Genomic DNA, 16104 nt, shown 5'->3' with positions numbered 1-16104 from the left:
TTTTGCAGGAATCCCGCCCGTTTTCTCTTGCTCATTCAAAATAAAAAAGCTCTTCAAACCGCTTCTCAAGCGCCACACATAAGAGCAGCGCGAGCTTTGCGCTCGGACAGAACTGTCCGTTTTCGATCGAGCTGATCGTCTGGCGGGAGACGCCGACCATTTCCGCCAGCCCCCCCTGGGAGATCCGCCTTTCCGCCCGGGCGACCCGCAGGCGGTTTTGCAAAACCAGTTTTTCTTCCATATCAGCCACCTGCGAACAGCCCGATGAGTGCCGCGGCGAGATTTGCAAGCGCGCAAAAGCCGCTGAGGATCGCGGTGGCGAGAAGTGCCGATTGTTTTTTGTGGCGATAGCGGCAGTACACTTCCGTTGCGGCGTACGCCCAGAAAAGCGCCTGCAGGTCGTGGGTCGGCTGCCCGGCGGCCAGCTTTGCGATCACCAGAGCGATGAACGTCACCAGAAAGGCGGATACACCGACGATTTTGGCGTGGTCGTCGATCCATTTTTCCCGTTCGTCCAGGTTGCTTTCGCGGCCGCGCTTCAGGATTTCTTCCCGGTCCATAGAGAGTCCTCTTTTCCTCATGTGTTTTACTGCAACTACAGTGTACAGCAAACTTTTCGTATTGTCAAGTAAACTTGTCAATATGAAAAGAAAACTTTGCAATAAAAAGTTTACAATTTGTACTTGATTTTTGGGAAGAAGTGATTTACAATACAATTAGCACTCAATGATATAGAGTGCTAACAAGCTTTATTTGGTTAAAACATTCATTCATATACATGAGGAGGGATTTCACCTATGAACGCTCAGAAATTTACCCAGAAATCGCTCGAAGCCCTGCAGTCCGCGCAGGACCTCGCGGTCGAGTACCAGAACATGCAGATCGAGCAGCAGCACCTGCTCGACGCGCTGATCTCCCAGCAGGAAGGGCTCATCGGACAGATGCTCAAAAAAATGGGGACTGACGCCGCCGCGCTCGGACGGGAGGTCCGTGCCGAAATTGAGAAACTCCCCCGCGTCTCCGGACCCGGCCGGGAACAGGGCAAGATCTACATCTCCCAGGAGGTGGATCGCACGCTCGTCGCGGCCGAACGCCACGCCGAACGCATGAAGGATGAGTACGTCTCGGTCGAGCACGTCATGCTCGCGCTGCTCGAAAGCCCAAACAGCGCGCTCAAAGCGATCTTCCAACGGTTTTCGCTCACCAAGGACGGTTTCCTCAACGCACTCGTGAGCGTGCGCGGCAACACCCGCGTCACCTCGGACAGCCCGGAGGACACTTATGACGCGCTCAAAAAATACGGCTCTGACCTCGTCGAGCTGGCCCGCAACCAGAAGCTTGACCCGGTTATCGGCCGTGACAACGAAATCCGCAACGTCATCCGTATCCTGTCCCGCAAGACCAAGAACAACCCGGTTCTGATCGGCGAGCCGGGCGTCGGCAAAACCGCCATCGCGGAAGGGCTTGCGCTGCGCATCGTGCGCGGGGACGTGCCGGAGAACCTCAAGGACCGCACCATATTCTCGCTCGATATGGGCGCGCTGATCGCGGGGGCGAAGTTCCGCGGCGAGTTCGAGGAGCGCCTCAAGGCTGTGCTGCAGGAGATCAAAAAGAGCGAGGGCAAAATCATCCTGTTCATCGACGAGCTGCACACCATTGTCGGTGCGGGCAAGACCGAGGGCAGCATGGACGCCGGCAACCTTTTAAAGCCGATGCTCGCCCGCGGCGAATTGCACTGCATCGGCGCGACCACCCTGAACGAATACCGCCAGTACATCGAGAAGGATGCCGCGCTCGAACGCCGGTTCCAGCCGGTCATGGTGCCGGAGCCGACCGTGGAGGACACCATTTCGATCCTGCGAGGGCTCAAGGAGCGGTATGAGGTATTCCACGGCGTCAAGATCCAGGACCAGGCGCTCATTGCGGCGGCGACGCTCTCGAACCGCTACATCTCCGACCGGTTCCTGCCGGATAAGGCGATCGACCTGGTGGACGAGGCCTGCGCCATGATCCGCACCGAGATGGATTCGATGCCGAGCGAGCTCGACGACCTCTCGCGCAAGATCATGCAGCATGAGATTGAAGAGGCCGCGCTCAAGAAGGAGAAGGACCAGATTTCGCAGGAACATCTGAAAGAGATCCAGAAGGAGCTCGCTGAGATGCGCGAACGCTTCAAGGCGATGAAAGCGCGCTGGGAAAACGAAAAGAACGCCATCGGCAAGGTGCAGAAGCTGCGCGAGGAACTTGAACAGGTGAACGCCGACATCGAGAAGGCGGAACGCAGCTACGACCTCAACAAGGCCGCCGAGCTCAAATACGGCAAACTCCCCGCCCTGCAGAAGGAGCTGGAAGCCGAGGAGAAGCTCGCGGGCGAAGCCGAAAAGGACAGCACCCTTCTGCGAGACAAGGTCACCGAAGAGGAGATCGCGCGGATCGTCGGCCGCTGGACCGGCATTCCGGTCGCGAAGCTGATGGAAGGAGAGCGCGAGAAGCTGCTGGGCATGGAGAATATCCTGCATAAGCGGGTCATTGGCCAGGATGAGGCGGTGCGGACCGTTTCGGAAGCGATCCTGCGTTCGCGCGCGGGCATCCAGGACCAGCACCGCCCGATCGGATCATTTTTGTTCCTGGGCCCGACCGGCGTCGGCAAGACCGAGCTCGCGAAGGCTCTGGCGCAGGCGCTTTTCGACGACGAGAAGAACATCGTGCGCATCGACATGAGCGAATACATGGAGAAATACGCGGTCAGCCGCCTTATCGGTGCGCCTCCGGGATATGTCGGCTATGAGGAAGGCGGCCAGCTCACCGAAGCGGTGCGCCGCAAACCATATGCGGTTGTGCTGTTCGACGAGATCGAAAAAGCCCATCCGGACGTTTTCAATATTCTCTTACAGGTGCTCGACGACGGCCGTATCACCGACAGCCAGGGCCGCACGGTCGATTTCAAGAACACGATTATCATCCTGACCAGCAATCTTGGTTCCCCATATATTCTCGACGGTATTGATCAGAATGGGCAGATCACCGAGGAAGCCCGCAAACAGGTGGATGTGCTCTTAAAGCAGCAGTTCCGTCCGGAATTCCTCAACCGGCTCGACGAGATTGTGTTTTACAAACCGCTCACCCGGGCGGAGACCGGGCAGATTGTCGATCTGCTGATGGCCGGTCTGCAAAAACGCCTGGCGGACAAACAGCTCACTCTATCGATCACGCCGGCGGCAAAGGAGTTTGTGGTCGAGCACGGATACGACCCGGTTTATGGGGCGCGCCCGCTCAAACGGTTCCTCCAGCACAAGGTGGAAACGCTGCTTGCCCGCATGATCATTGCCGAGGATCTCGCGCCGAATACCCGCCTCGAGGTGGATGTCAGCGGTGGAGACCTTGTGATCCACATTGTAAAATAAGTCATCAAAAGGCCGCGTCCCATTTGGATGCGGCCTTTTTTTCGTCCTAGTGTAAAATCCTTGTAAAGTAGGTTGCGGGACGGGTGCGGTTCCGGTATAATGGATTTTGAAAATTTTTTTGCGCCGGCCTGCAATAAAACAGCCGGGCGGCGCATTAGGTAGATGAGAGGGTAAAGGATATGCTGTTGTTCGCCACCATCCAGACTGAAACAAAACCACCCGCGCTGACCGATGAGATGATGCTTCTGGTCGCGCAGGGCGATGGCGACGCATTCGCACGCCTTTATCATGCGACCCAGCAGGCGGTCTACTGTCTGCTGCTTTCGATTGTCAAAAACCACGCGCTCGCCGAGGACCTGATGCAGGACACCTATCTTTCGGTGAAGCGTTCGATCGGCTCCTACCAGCCGCGCGGCAAGCCGCTGGCATGGATTTTTACGGTTGCAAAGAACTTGGCTTATATGGAACTGCGCAAAAAGCGGGAAACCGCCGATTTTGCGGATTATGAAAATTTTCTAACGAAAGACGATACCGTTTCGAGCGTCGATAAACTGGTGCTGCAAAAGACGCTGGAAATTCTTGAGGACCGCGACCGGCAGATCGTGCTGCTGCACGCGGTGGCCGGGCTCAAGTTCCGGGAGGTCGCCGCACAGCTTGAAATGCCGATCGGTTCGGCGCTTTCAGCCTACAACCGGGCGATCAAAAAATTACAGAAAGCGATGAAGGAGGCGGGATACTGATGAAACGCAGTGAGATTGAAGCGTCGCTTCGGCGCGCGGTTTCGCCATCCCCAGATCTCCTGGATCGGATTTTGAAAGCGGACGCGGAAAACGGCGGCAATGTGGTGCGGTTTGAAAATATTCAGCCGCCCAAACGAAAAAGGCGTTTGGTGACCGCGGTCGGTTCGGCAGCGGCGGCGTTCCTGATTTGCCTGGGCGGGCTGACGGCGTTTGTCCCACGGGTCGACGCGCTCGTGAGCATCGATGTGAATCCTGGCGTCGAGCTTTCGATCGATGATAAGGAGAGGGTGATCAAGTGTGAGGCAGCGGGTGCCGATGCAGAAAAGGTGCTCGGCGGGATGGATCTGCGCAAGGTGCAGATCGACGTGGCGACCAACGCGATTATCGGCTCGATGTTTCAAAACGGCTATCTCAGCGCCGATAGAGCCGACAATGCAATCCTGATTTCGGTTGCAAACAAGGATGTACAGAAGGCCGAAGCGCTCCAGGAGCGGCTTGCCGGCATGGTGGATGGGATGCTGCGGGAAAGTAAAACGCAGGCGAGGGTCTACCGCCAGAGCGAAACGCTGGACAGCGGTCTTGAAGATTTGCAGAAGTTTGCCGACCGGTACAGCATCTCAATCGGCCGCGCGGATTTTATCCGAAAGTTGATCGCGAAGGACCCGTCGCTTACCGCCGAAGAGCTTGTCACGCTGCCGATTAAGGAATTGGCAAGGCTCATTTCCGAACGCGGCCTCAACATCAACGATATCGTGATCGTGGATGATGATGACTGGGATGACGACCTCGACGACAAGATCGAGGATACGATCGACGAACTGAACGACCGCAGCGGCGCGGATGACGACCGCGACGACTGGATCGAGGACACGGACGATAACGATGATCGGGACGACGATTGGGACGATGACGATCGGGATGACGATGATTGGGACGACAACCAGGACGACGATGACCGTGAGAAATACGAACAAAAGAGCCGCCCTCAGAATGATGATGACGATGACGACGATGATGACGACGGCGACGACGATGATGACGACGGCGATGATGACGACGGCGATGATGACAATGATGACGACTAAATGGAAAATCTGACACGATTTAATTTCATCAGGGTTTTGAATCCCTGGGACTGCTGCTGAAATACCGCCCTGAAAGACGATCAAAAGGCTTGCCGCAAAGAATGCGGCAAGCCTTTTGAATTTTGGGGATTAGTCGAGTTCGGCCACGCCGGTGTAAAGCTGGTAGTAACGCCCATGTTCCGCGATCAGGTCCTCGTGGTTGCCGCGTTCGATGATCTGGCCCTGCTCCATCACCATGATGGCGTTGGAATTGCGCACGGTCGACAGACGGTGCGCGATCACAAAGGTGGTACGGCCTTGCATCAGCCGGTCGAGTCCATGTTCGATATGGCGCTCGGTGCGGGTGTCAACCGAGCTGGTCGCCTCGTCGAGAATGAGCACCGGCGCGTCGGCTACTGCGGCGCGCGCAATGTTCAGAAGCTGGCGCTGTCCCTGGGAAAGGTTCGCGCCGTCGCCTTCGATCACCGTGTCATAGCCGTGCGGAAGGCGGGAGATAAACGAATGCGCGGAGGCCAGCTTCGCAGCGTCCTCAATCTCCTGATCGGTGGCGGCGGGCCGCCCGTAACGGATATTTTCCCGCACGGTTCCGGTGAAGAGGTGGGTGTCCTGCAGGACCACCGACATGGCACGGCGCAGGCTGTCTTTTTTGATCGCACGCAGATCGATCCCATCGATTGTGATGGTGCCGTGTTCAATATCATAAAAGCGGGTGAGCAGGTTGATAATGGTGGTTTTGCCCGCGCCGGTGGAGCCGACGAAGGCAATTTTCTGGCCGGGTTTCGCATAGAGCGAGATGTCCTTGAGAATCGTCTTTTCCGGGACGTAGCCAAAAGTCACATCGGAAAAGCGCACGTCTCCTGCGACCGGCACCCGGTCCGCGGGGGTCCCATCCTCGTGGTAGCGCTGCCAGAAATAGTCATGGCCAGCCTGCACAAGGTCAGCCGCATGCGGCGGATCAGGTTCTTCAGCGGGTTCCCGCATGACCTCATAAATCCGTTCAGCGCCCGCGATCGCGGTGATGACCGCGTTATACTGGCTGGAAGCCTCGGTGATCGGGCGGCCGAACTGGCGGGTGAGCTGCAGAAAGACGACCAGCGCGCCCACGCTCATGATGCCGAAGACCGACAATACGCCGCCGATGACCGCGACGAGCGCATAGTTGATGGTGGTGATGTTCATCATGACCGGCATCATGAGACCGGAATAGCTCTGCGCGGTGGTCGCCGCCTCCTGCAGTTCGCCGTTGAGGCGGTTGAATTCCTCCACCGCGTCTGGCTCATGGCAGAAGACCTTGACGACCTTCTGGCCGGTGATGATCTCCTCGACGTAGCCGTTGACCTTTCCGAGATTCGCCTGTTGGGCGATAAAGTACTTGCTGCTGCGCTTCATGAGCCGGCCCGCCACAAACAGCATCAGCGGCGCCATCGCAAGGGTGAGGATGGTGAGCGGGATGCTTTTCGAAAGCATGAGCCCCAGGATGCCCGCCAGGGTGATAACGCTCGAGAAGAGGGAGGTAAGCGAGTTCGAGAGCGCGTCATTGAGGGTGTCCACGTCGTTGGAAAAACGGCTCATCATCTCGCCGTGGGTATGGGTATCATAATAGCGCACCGAGAGCTCCTGCAGATGGTCAAAAAGTTCCCGGCGCAGGTCGTTGATGGACCCCTGGGTGACGTTCAGCATCAGTTTCGATTGCAGATAGCTTGCAGCCACCGAAACCAGATAGATACACAGCAGCGTGAGAACACCGGACGCGAGTCCCGCGTACCGCTGCGTGGCGGTAATTTCATGAACCGGCTGCAGGAAATTGTCGATGATGGGCTGGAGCATGGCGGTTCCGGCCAAGGAAGCGCCGATATTGAGAAACACCATGAAGCCCGCCAGGATGAGCAGGACCTTGCGGCGTTTCAGGTAACCCCAGACGAAGGCGATCGAAAGCTTAAAGTTTTTCGGCTTCTGCATGGCCGATTGTTTATGCGGTCCCGGCATTACGCAGTCGCCTCCTTTTCCTGCTGGGAGTAATAGATCTCCTGGTACTCCTCGTTATTTTTGAGCAGCTCGTCGTGCGTACCGATCGCGCTGACCTTCCCATCCGAAAGGATGATGATCTTATCCGCGTCCTTCACCGACGAGATACGCTGCGCGATGATGAAGGTGGTGGTGTCCTTCAGTGTGGTGTCGAACGCCTGGCGGATGCGCTGTTCGGTTGCGGTGTCAACCGCGCTGGTACTGTCGTCGAGGATCAGGATCGGCGGTTTTTTGAGCATGGCGCGGGCGATACAGAGCCGCTGCTTCTGCCCGCCTGAGACATTTACGCCGCCCTGTTCGATCCAGGTGTCATAACCGTTCGGGAAAGATTCGATGAAGTCGTGCGCCTGAGCGGCTTTCGCGGCCTCGACAATCTCCTCATCGGTGGCGTGCGGGTTGCCCCAGCGCAGATTTTGTGCAATGGTGCCGGAGAAGAGGGTATTCTTCTGGAGTACCACGCCAATCTGGCTGCGCAGGGATTCGACGGTGTAGCCGCGCACGTCCTTCCCATCGATGCGCACTGCGCCTTCGGTTGCGTCGTAAAGCCGCGGGATGAGCTGCACGAGCGAGCTCTTGCCCGCGCCGGTGCCTCCAATGATCGCGATGACCTCGCCGGCCTTCGCGGTGAAGGAGATATCCTTCAGGATGTATTCTTCATGTTCCGCCGCATATTTGAACGAAACGTGGTCGAATTCCACGTCGCCGCGGATTTTTGGCGCTCTTTCAGCGTTTTCGCTGTCGGTGAGGTCGATCTCGGTTTCGAGCACCTCGCGGGCGCGCTTGAAGGAAGCGGACGCGCGGGAGAAGAGGATGAACATCATCGAAAGCATCATGAGGCTCATGAGGATCTGAAAGATGTAGTTGATGAAGGCGGTCATTTCGGCCACATTGAGGCTGCCCTCAATGACCTGACCGCCGCCGAACCAGATGACCGAGACGGCGGACATATTCATGATGAACATGAGCACCGGCATGTTGAAGATGACCACGTTCATCGCACGCAGCGAGGCTTCCATCAGTCTGTTGTTGGCGGTTTCAAACTTTTCCTTTTCATAGTCCTGGCGGACGAAGGACTTGACGACGCGCACATTGGTGAGGTTTTCCTGCACGCTGCCGTTGAGCGCGTCGACCCGGCCCTGCATCTTGTCAAAAAGCGGCATGGCTTTGCGGATGATAAAGGCGAGCGAGAGCACGACCGCCGGGATGATAATGCAGAGGATCACGGCCAGTTCGGCGTTCATCCGAACCGCCATGATCATCGCGAAGATGAACATGAGCGGCGCGCGGATCATCAGCCTCAGCCCCATGATGGCGGAGTTCTGCATGAGGGTGACGTCGTTTGTGAGCCTTGTGGCGAGCGACGCGGTGGAGAAATCGTCGATGTTTTTAAACGAGAACTGTTGTACCTTTTCAAAAAGTCCCCGACGCAGGTTTGCCGCGAAGCCGACACCCGCGATTGCGGAATTGCGCGCGTTGCCGAAGCCCGCGACAATCGCGATGAGCGCGGTCAGGATCATGATGGCACCGGTACCGAGGATATAGGGGATGTTGCCGCTTTGGATGCCCTTTCCGACGATATTCGACATCAAGGTGGGCTGTATCACTTCGCAGACGACGTCGAGCAGCATGAAGGCGACTGCGATGACAATCGGCTTCTTATAAGGGGAAAAATAGGAAAGAATTTTCCGCAAGATAGGGTCACTCCGTTTCGAGCTGATTTTTGTAGTCAATGAGATTTTGCTGCATTCTGGCAAAAAAATGCATAAGCTGGCCGCATTCCTCCTCGGTGAAGCCAGCGAATTTCTGGCGGGTTACATCCCGCAGCACGTCTTCCGACCAGCATGCGGCTTCCTGGCCCGCGGCGGTCAGCGCGATGCGGTTGGAACGCAGGTCGTTCGGATCGTGCATCTTCTGGATATAGCCGGATTTCTCCATCCGCTTGAGCGAAACCGCGATCGACGCGGGGGATACATTCAGGGTGCGCGCCAGCTCATTCTGGCTGCATGAGCCGAGCTTTTTGATCGTGCAGAGCAGGGGCGGCTGGCCAAAATGGATACTGTGATTGAAAAACAGTCGGGCAAGGCACTGTTTTTGCAGGGCATGCAGCGCCCAGTCCAAACGGATTGCATCGTTCACATCGCTCAAAAGACCATCTCCTTGACTTGCTTGTAAATAAAATTAGTTAGACGGCTAATTATTAGCCGTCTAACTAATTTTAGAGGAATTGTTAACCAAAGTCAACGTGAAAAGGGAATTGTTCACAAAAAATTCGCACTTAATTTTAGCAGTTTGCCCCATCAGAGATTGGATTTCTCAAATAAAATATGCAGTCGGGTCCACATACTGTCCGTTGCAGCGCAGCTCAAAATGCAGATGGTTTCCGGTGGCGTTTCCCGTGCGCCCGACGGTGGCGATCAACTGTCCCTGCTCCACCTTATCGCCGGCTTCGGCGGCAAGTTCGTCACACTGTGCGTAAAGGGTCTGGATGCCGTTCCCATGGTCGATGATCAGATAGTTCCCATAGCCGTACACGGAATATTTGCTCGTGAGGACGACCCCGTCTGCGGCCGCGCGGATCTCCGTCCCTTTTTCCGCCGCGAGGTCGATCCCCGTATGGCCGTGATAGGATTGGAACCCGGCGCTGACATATGCGTTGTCCACCGGTTTTTGCAGGCTGATGTCAAGTGCTTCACCGGTATAGATCCCGTCGTCCGGCGGCAGGGCCGTGTCCGCGCTGCCATCCCCGGTGAGCAGGTAGCTGCGCTGGACGAAATCCACCTCATAAACCTTATATGGCGCGCCGTCGAGCTGGATTTCGACCGTTTCGCGCCCTTTTCCGGCGAGCGCCGGTGACCACTGGTCTGCATCCTCCGGCTGGATCGTTTCAGCAACCGTTTCTTTGCCGTTCTGGATTGCGGTAATCGAGATGGAAACAGCGCGGTTTTGCGGCAGCGGAACTGGCAGACGCAGTCGGGAGGTTTCCATCTCCAGCTTGGGATTGGTGCGGACGGCCAAAACCGAACCGTCGGTTTTGCCGATGAGTTCTACCACTGGCGCGGTGGTCAGCTGTAAAAGCAGGCTCTGGGCGGCGGGAAGGTCGGAGACCGCGTCCAGGTCGGGCAGGACCATCGTGCCGGACGCGCCGTCGCCGCTGGTGAGCCGGATGGTGTCGCCCGCCGAAGCGCCAAGTTGGTCATAGAAGGTTTTGAGCGCAGGGACCGGATCGGATTGCTGGCCGGGTTCCCACGGCACGGCGGCACGCACGAGGAAAATTCCGTCCCTGTCATAGAGGGTGATTTCCGTCCAGCAGGATTCCATTTCATGCAAGTCCACCGTGCAGAAGTTGATGGAGCCGCCCTGTAAATCCTTTTCGCGTAAGAATTCCTGATAGTTTCCGCCGGCGCGCCGGCCGGCGATTACCAACTCTATCCGCCAGCCCTTTTCAGCGCGGATTTTATCCGCGCCAGCGGGCAGGCCGTACCGGATAAGCCCCTGCTCGGTATCGAATTTGATCGAAGCCATCACCTGCCCAATCAATTCGTCGGGCAGTTCCTCCGATTTCGTTGAGACGGTGAAGACAGCGGTGGGACCGTCCGCTCCGCCGATGACGACTGCCTCTCCGTCCCTGTCCGCAAGCACGAAAGAGGAAACCGAAACACCGACAAATAGCAGCAGCGCGGCGGCGAAAACCCCGGCGCAGACAAGCAGACGGGTGGATTTTTGGCCGTCCATGATGCGGGAAAGCCGCTGTCGGAGCTGTTCCTTCTGCAGGCTGAAGGCGGAGGAAACCGGGGGCGCAAACCGTGTGTCGCCCATGATATTGAGGATGGCCATCCCGTAATTGCGGCGTTCCTCGCGTTCCATGCCGCGCACAAGCGATTCGTCGCAGGCGAGTTCGCAGAGAAGGTTTACCCGTTTCAGGACGATCCAGGCGAGCGGGTTGAACCAGTGCAGCGTGCAGACCACAAGTGCCGCCGCTTTATAAAAGAGATCGGCATGCCGGTAATGGGTCAGCTCGTGCAGAAAGACCAGCCGGTATTCCTGCGGACGAAGCGCCGTGTCAGGCAGGACAATGCGCGGTCGGAAAAGCCCCACAAGCATCGGGGAGGAAACCTTTCCGCAAAGAGAGAGCGGGATGCTGCGGCGAATTTGCAGCTCTTTTTTGCAGGCTGCGAAAAGGTTTTGGATTTCCGGTTCTTCGGCCGGCACGCAGGCTTTTTTCAGTTCCCGGTAAAAACGTGCGGCGGCGACGAGATATCTTATACCCAGCGCCGCGGTTCCGGCAAGCCAAATTGCCGCAAAAACCGTCTGCCAGGGGATGGCGGAAATCGCGGAGGCCTGCGCCGCTGCCGCAAAATCCGGGACGGCAAACGGAATGGCGGCGGTCCATTCGGGAACGGCCGCAGCGGTATGCGCGGCGGATCGGACCGGCAGCGCAAACGGGATGAGGAAGAGCAGCAGGGCCGCTGCCCAGCTGTAGTAATTCCAACGGCAGGAGAATTTTCTGCGTGCGAACGGGGAAAACAGCAGCGCCAGAAGGGCGACCGCCGAACCGGCAAGGGTCAGGGGAAGGATTTTTTCAAAAAAGAATGCTGTCATCATTTCACCTCTCGCTGAGCCAGCGCTTGAGTTCCGCGACGTCGTCCGCTGTGAGGCCATCGGACTGGTAAAGCGCGGCCATCAGGCTCTGCACCGAACCGCCGTGGATTTCGTCGAGGAAGCTGCGGGTTTCAGCGGCACGGTATTGGGCCTCGCTGACCGTCACGCTGTATAAATTCTGGTGCCCCTGCTTGCGTACAGTCAGGAACCCTTTTTCCGTCAGCCGGGTGAGGAAGGTGTTGACCGTTTGAATCTTCCAGCCGCGGCTTTCGCAGAAGGCGCCGACCAGCCCGCCTGCGGTGACAGGGCGGGCCCCACGCCAAATATGCTGCATGATTGCAAGCTCGGAATCGGAAAGTTTTTGCATGATCTCACCTCGCTGTTTTTATACTACAGCTTGTAGTGATTAAATATTACTACATCATGTAGTAAATGTCAAGCGAAATGTTCCGGCCGCACTGGAAGTTTCATAAATAATATGATAGAATAGCCGCAGAGCGGCTATTCTATCATATTATCCGATGGCCAATTATCCCACCGTACGCTTCACGCTTGCGGTATCATAAAACGAAAATGCTTGAGGGGAGGGGATCGTGTGCCGGCAGGACCGCTGTTTTTTGACGGCGCGTTCGGAACCTACTATCTGCGCCTCACCGGGGACGAACGTCCGTGCGAGCTTGCAAACCGTACCGATGCGCAGACGGTGCGGAAAATTCATCGGGAGTACCTCGAAGCCGGTTCCAACGCTATCAAAACCAATACCTTCGCTGCCAATCCGTCGCTGGAAGCGGACCCGGAACGTCTTTATGCAGTGATCAAAGCGGGATGGGAAAATGCCTGTGCCGCCGCAAAACCCTATGGCGCGCGGGTGTTCGCGGATATCGGGGGGAGTGAGCTCGAAACCGCCGCCGCCGATTATGAACAGATTGCCGGGTGGTTTCTTTCGCTTGGCGCGAAGGATTTTCTATTTGAAACGCTCGCGGAATACGCTTTGATCGTTCCGGCGGTGGAGAAAATCAAAAAGGCCGCGCCGGATGCGTCGGTGTTTGTTTCATTTGCCGTTTCGCCGGACGGCTATACCCGGCGCGGCCTGCATTACCGCACGCTGCTGGGCGAGGCCTGGGAAAATGGGGGGATCGATGCGGCGGGCCTCAACTGCGTCTGCGGTCCCAGCCATATGCTGAAACTGGCCGGGTCGCTTGGGGGGTTCCCCAAGCCGTTTATCGCAATGCCAAACGCCGGATATCCTTCCGCGATAAACGGACGGGTGGTCTTTGAGGACAATGCGGACTATTTCGCTCAGAAGCTGGCGGAGCTCTATGAGACGGGTGCGGATATTCTGGGCGGCTGCTGCGGCTCCACGCCGCGGCATATCGCGCTTGCGTCCGAAAGGGTCCGGAGGGCCGAACGCCGGGAAAAAACGGTACAGCCGTCCGGACAACACGGCATCTCGGAAACACGGCGGAAAAATACCGACTTCCTCGCGCGAACCGACAAGGTGATCGCCGTTGAGCTTGACCCGCCCCTCGATTATGACTGTTCGTTTCTGCTTTCCGCGTCGGCGTCGCTCAAAGCGGATGGCGCGGACATGATCACGATTGCGGATTCGCCGCTTTCGCGTCCGCGCGCGGACAGCGTCATGATGGCGGCGCGGATCCGCCGCGAAGCCGGGATTGAGGTGCTGCCGCACATCACCTGCCGCGACCGCAACCAGAACGCGCTTAAGGCAAGCCTGCTCGGCGCGGCGTCCGAAGGGATTTCCAGAATACTGGCGCTCACCGGGGACCCGCCAATCCAGACAGGCGGGCGAAAGCCGGACGGGGTGTTCAGTTTTAATTCGTATGACCTCATTTCCTTCATTGAGAGCCTCAATGATGAACTATTCACCGAGAATCCGTTCCTGGTCGCGGGGGCGCTCAATGTCAACGCGGTGAATTTCCCAGCGGAGCTCGCGCGTGCCCAGCGCAAGGTGGCGCTGGGGGCGAAGATGCTCTTTTCCCAGCCGATCTTCAGCCGGGAGGCGGTTGAAAATTTCCGCGCGGCGCGCGCGGCGTTGGGATGCAAGCTGTTTGCGGGGATATTGCCGGTCGCGGGTTACCGCAACGCGGTCTTTCTGGCAAATGAGGTCTCCGGTATCGAGATACCGCCCGACGTGGTGGAACGTCTCAGAGACAAAACCCCTGAAGAGGCGGCGGAGATCTCGATAGCCTACAGCGCGGGGATCGCGCGGCAGATTTATGACGAAGCTGACGGCTTTTATATTATGACGCCGCTGCGCAGGGTGGCAATCGTGCGCGGCCTGATGCGGGAAATCAAAAAAATGGGGGAAACAGGAAGATGATTTTAATCGGAGAAAAACTCAATAGCTCGATCCCTGCGGCCTGTGAAGCGATGAACGCGCGGGATGAAGCTTCGATTGTGGCGCTGATCCGCCGTCAGGCGGACGCGGGCGCCCGGTTTCTCGATGTGAACACCGCGATCTGCGGGGAGGACGCGCTTGATCGGATGCTCTGGGTGATCGGGCTGATCAAGTCGCACTGCGACTGTGGAATTATGATTGACACGACTGATGAAGCGGTTATGTCCAGAGCGGTTGAAGCCGCCGCCGGACGGGAACTGATCCTTAATTCAGCAACAATTGACGAACGGTTCGGCTGGGTGACCGCGCTTGCCAGGGAAAGCGGGGCGGCGGTCGTAGGGCTTCCAATCGATGCGGACGGCATGCCGCATTCGCTTGAAGACAAATGTGGTAAGATCGACCTTCTGGTGAAAAAACTGCGGGAGGCCGGCTTTGCGGATGAAAAGATCTATGTCGACGTGTTGGTTGAGACACTTGCGACAGGCAGCGAAAGCGCGCGCAATACGATCGGCGCTGTCCGCCATGTGCGGGAACACTATCCCGATGTGAAAACCACCTGCGGGCTTTCAAACGTTTCGTTCGGCCTGCCACGCCGGGCGCTGGTGAATGCGGCGTTCCTTTCGGCGGCGGTGTTCACGGGACTTTCGAGCGCGATTATCGACCCGGCCAGCCCGGCTATGCGGGATGCGCTTGCAGCCGCGAATGTCGTGGCGGGATTGGACGACTACTGTATGGAGTATATCACCTATATCCGCAGCCAGGAAGCATGATCCGCTTCAATAAATATCCAATTCCGAAAGCAAAAGGAGAATGTAAATGCTCACTTTCAACCATTTCAATTTCAACGTCCTCGACCTCGAGCGCAGCCTCAAATTTTATGAGGAAGCGCTTGGCCTCAAACCGGTGCGTGAAAAAAACGCCGCAGACGGTTCGTTCAAAATTGTCTACCTGGGCGACGGACAGACCGGATTTACCCTGGAGCTGACCTGGCTGCGAGACCGTAAGGAGCCCTACAACCTGGGGGATCTCGAGTACCATCTGGCACTGATGGCGGACGACTTTGAAGCGGCCCGCCAAAAACATCGGGAGATGGATGTCATCTGCTTTGAAAATACCGGTATGGGAATCTATTTCATCAGCGACCCGGACGGCTACTGGATTGAAATTGTTCCGCGGAACATATGACGGTATGGCCGGCGCGCCGGCAGAAGAAATATGAAAAAGCGGCCCCGTTCCATAGGAGCGGGGCCGCTTTTAATCAATAGGTCAGTTGGGCAGGTGCGCAAATTCAGTGGTGGCATAAGCACGGGTCCAACCGTCCTTCTCCACGATGTACACACCCACGCCAATATGGGTGAAGTCCTCGCGCAGGATATTTTCATAGTGGGGCGGACTGTCCTTCCACTCGTTGAACCAGAAGGACGCGGACGTCGCGTAGTTGGCGGACGGGTCGTTATATTCGGTCGTGCAGAGGTTTTCACCGGCTGTGATGAAATCGATCGGCACATCCTCTTTGATGACAGTCGACCAGTCGTCACCGTTGGGCCGGGTGTGGGAAAATTTGCGGGCCTTGCAAAGCTCCCGGCTGCGAATTCGCGCCGCCGAACGCAGATCCTCATTGTATTCAAGTTCCTCCAGGCCGTTGTCCACGCGTTCCTTGTTGATTTTTTTGATGATGGCCGATTCGACCTTGCTGTAAAAATTTGAACCGGTGACCGCTTTGTTTTGGGATTTGGCTTCTTTTGCGGCGGCCTCGGCGACGGCGGCTTCGGAAGCGGCCTTTGCGGCGGCCTCAGCGGCAGCGGCTTCGGAAGCGGCCTTTGCGGCGGCCTCGGCGGCAGCGGCTTCGGAAGCGGCCTTTGCGGCGGCCTCGGCGGCAGCAGCTTCGGAAG

At 57.4% G+C, this 16104-nt stretch carries 14 protein-coding genes; 6 read left to right on the top strand and 8 right to left on the bottom strand.

Features of this window, described 5'->3' with window-relative positions:
* Positions 1 to 31: 31 nt before the first annotated feature.
* Both DWV16_RS14070 and DWV16_RS14065 read right to left on the bottom strand, forming a co-directional pair.
* A complete protein-coding gene (locus tag DWV16_RS14070; protein ID WP_066458255.1) occupies positions 32 to 241 on the bottom strand; it encodes a helix-turn-helix transcriptional regulator in 210 nt (69 codons plus the stop codon).
* Position 242: 1 nt separating this feature from the next.
* Entirely contained in the window at positions 243 to 560 is a 318-nt protein-coding gene (locus DWV16_RS14065; RefSeq protein ID WP_066458258.1) for a DUF6442 family protein, read from the bottom strand.
* Between the two features lie 237 nt (positions 561 to 797).
* Between DWV16_RS14065 and clpB the strand changes: the two genes are divergently transcribed.
* From clpB to DWV16_RS14050, 3 genes are all read left to right on the top strand, one after another.
* Positions 798 to 3404 carry an ATP-dependent chaperone ClpB gene (gene clpB, locus DWV16_RS14060; protein WP_066458261.1) on the top strand — a complete coding sequence of 869 codons (2607 nt, stop codon included), beginning with the start codon at positions 798 to 800 and terminating at the stop codon, positions 3402 to 3404.
* A 179-nt stretch (positions 3405 to 3583) separates the two neighbouring features.
* Positions 3584 to 4144 (top strand): RNA polymerase sigma factor, encoded by a 561-nt coding sequence (locus DWV16_RS14055; protein ID WP_066458263.1) that lies wholly within the window; start codon positions 3584 to 3586, stop codon positions 4142 to 4144.
* The gene (locus tag DWV16_RS14050) at positions 4144 to 5229 is read left to right on the top strand and encodes a hypothetical protein (protein ID WP_118479840.1); all 1086 of its coding nucleotides are present in this window, start codon (positions 4144 to 4146) and stop codon (positions 5227 to 5229) included. The genes DWV16_RS14055 and DWV16_RS14050 overlap by 1 nt, the downstream gene beginning before the upstream one ends.
* Positions 5230 to 5358: 129 nt before the next feature.
* On the opposite strand, the gene DWV16_RS14045 is transcribed toward DWV16_RS14050, so the two are convergent.
* From DWV16_RS14045 to DWV16_RS14025, 5 genes are all read right to left on the bottom strand, one after another.
* Positions 5359 to 7215, bottom strand: a complete 1857-nt coding sequence (locus DWV16_RS14045) for an ABC transporter ATP-binding protein (protein ID WP_118479838.1) — start codon at positions 7213 to 7215, stop codon at positions 5359 to 5361.
* Positions 7215 to 8945 (bottom strand): ABC transporter ATP-binding protein, encoded by a 1731-nt coding sequence (locus DWV16_RS14040; protein WP_118479836.1) that lies wholly within the window; start codon positions 8943 to 8945, stop codon positions 7215 to 7217. Before DWV16_RS14040 ends, DWV16_RS14045 begins: the two co-directional genes overlap by 1 nt.
* Positions 8946 to 8952: 7 nt before the next feature.
* The gene (locus DWV16_RS14035) at positions 8953 to 9390 is read right to left on the bottom strand and encodes a MarR family winged helix-turn-helix transcriptional regulator (protein WP_242863723.1); all 438 of its coding nucleotides are present in this window, start codon (positions 9388 to 9390) and stop codon (positions 8953 to 8955) included.
* A gap of 177 nt (positions 9391 to 9567) precedes the next feature.
* The gene (locus DWV16_RS14030) at positions 9568 to 11853 is read right to left on the bottom strand and encodes a M23/M56 family metallopeptidase (protein ID WP_158572903.1); all 2286 of its coding nucleotides are present in this window, start codon (positions 11851 to 11853) and stop codon (positions 9568 to 9570) included.
* 4 nt (positions 11854 to 11857) lie between these two features.
* The gene (locus tag DWV16_RS14025; RefSeq protein ID WP_066458288.1) at positions 11858 to 12220 is read right to left on the bottom strand and encodes a BlaI/MecI/CopY family transcriptional regulator; all 363 of its coding nucleotides are present in this window, start codon (positions 12218 to 12220) and stop codon (positions 11858 to 11860) included.
* A gap of 228 nt (positions 12221 to 12448) precedes the next feature.
* Between DWV16_RS14025 and DWV16_RS14020 the strand changes: the two genes are divergently transcribed.
* Genes DWV16_RS14020 through DWV16_RS14010 form a run of 3 tightly spaced genes read left to right on the top strand, consistent with a single transcriptional unit; the run spans position 12449 to position 15397 of the window.
* A complete protein-coding gene (locus DWV16_RS14020) occupies positions 12449 to 14194 on the top strand; it encodes a bifunctional homocysteine S-methyltransferase/methylenetetrahydrofolate reductase (protein WP_158572901.1) in 1746 nt (581 codons plus the stop codon).
* Positions 14191 to 14982, top strand: coding sequence for a dihydropteroate synthase (locus tag DWV16_RS14015; protein WP_066458292.1), 792 nt, complete (start codon positions 14191 to 14193; stop codon positions 14980 to 14982). Before DWV16_RS14020 ends, DWV16_RS14015 begins: the two co-directional genes overlap by 4 nt.
* A 46-nt stretch (positions 14983 to 15028) precedes the next feature.
* Entirely contained in the window at positions 15029 to 15397 is a 369-nt protein-coding gene (locus tag DWV16_RS14010; RefSeq protein ID WP_066458295.1) for a VOC family protein, read from the top strand.
* An 81-nt stretch (positions 15398 to 15478) separates the two neighbouring features.
* Here DWV16_RS14010 and DWV16_RS19375 read toward each other — a convergent pair.
* Positions 15479 to 16104: CAP domain-containing protein (locus tag DWV16_RS19375; protein WP_243007332.1), on the bottom strand; the 626-nt coding region annotated here is incomplete at its 5' end.

The organism is Anaerotruncus sp. AF02-27, assembly GCF_003465835.1.
GTDB classification, from domain to species: Bacteria; Bacillota; Clostridia; order Oscillospirales; family Ruminococcaceae; genus Anaerotruncus; species Anaerotruncus rubiinfantis.
This window is presented reverse-complemented; position numbering and strand designations above follow the sequence as displayed.

Coding starts and splice junctions, on each gene's coding strand:
- DWV16_RS14010 (WP_066458295.1), top strand. CDS start 15,029: ATGCTCACTTTCAACCATTTCAATTTCAACGTCCTCGACCTCGAGCGC.
- DWV16_RS14050 (WP_118479840.1), top strand. CDS start 4,144: ATGAAACGCAGTGAGATTGAAGCGTCGCTTCGGCGCGCGGTTTCGCCA.
- DWV16_RS14045 (WP_118479838.1), bottom strand. CDS start 7,215: ATGCCGGGACCGCATAAACAATCGGCCATGCAGAAGCCGAAAAACTTT.
- DWV16_RS14015 (WP_066458292.1), top strand. CDS start 14,191: ATGATTTTAATCGGAGAAAAACTCAATAGCTCGATCCCTGCGGCCTGT.
- DWV16_RS14030 (WP_158572903.1), bottom strand. CDS start 11,853: ATGACAGCATTCTTTTTTGAAAAAATCCTTCCCCTGACCCTTGCCGGT.
- DWV16_RS14055 (WP_066458263.1), top strand. CDS start 3,584: ATGCTGTTGTTCGCCACCATCCAGACTGAAACAAAACCACCCGCGCTG.
- DWV16_RS14065 (WP_066458258.1), bottom strand. CDS start 560: ATGGACCGGGAAGAAATCCTGAAGCGCGGCCGCGAAAGCAACCTGGAC.
- DWV16_RS14025 (WP_066458288.1), bottom strand. CDS start 12,220: ATGCAAAAACTTTCCGATTCCGAGCTTGCAATCATGCAGCATATTTGG.
- clpB (WP_066458261.1), top strand. CDS start 798: ATGAACGCTCAGAAATTTACCCAGAAATCGCTCGAAGCCCTGCAGTCC.
- DWV16_RS14070 (WP_066458255.1), bottom strand. CDS start 241: ATGGAAGAAAAACTGGTTTTGCAAAACCGCCTGCGGGTCGCCCGGGCG.